1 protein-coding gene is annotated in these 276 nt (G+C 64.9%); it reads left to right on the top strand.

Annotated features, from left to right (window positions below; translation table 11 throughout):
- Positions 1-276, top strand: a 276-nt coding sequence (locus ACSNOK_RS34130; RefSeq protein ID WP_436784615.1) for a stealth conserved region 3 domain-containing protein, incomplete at both ends; no start/stop codon positions are given.

Below are 276 nucleotides of genomic sequence, written 5' to 3'. Positions count from 1 at the left end.
AACTCCGCCGGCAAGAACGTCCGGAAACTACTTCTGGACGCGCACAGCCGGTTCACCGTCAACAAGTTCATGCACACCCCGCATCCGCAGATCCGGGAGGTGATGGAGGAACTGGAGGAGCGGTTCGCCGAGGACGTGACGCGCACCAGCCGTTCCCGTTTCCGCTCGGTGACCGACATCGCGATGGGTGCGTCCCTGCACCACCACTACGCATACCTGACCGGCCGGGCCGTCCCCGGCAAGTACAAGCTGCGCTACGTCGATGTCGCCCTGCCC

The sequence above is a fragment of the Streptomyces sp. URMC 126 genome, from assembly GCF_051386555.1.
In the GTDB taxonomy this organism is placed as follows: domain Bacteria; phylum Actinomycetota; class Actinomycetes; order Streptomycetales; family Streptomycetaceae; genus Streptomyces.
The sequence above is the reverse complement of the archived record's forward strand: the minus strand, read 5'-3'. Positions and strand labels throughout refer to the sequence as shown.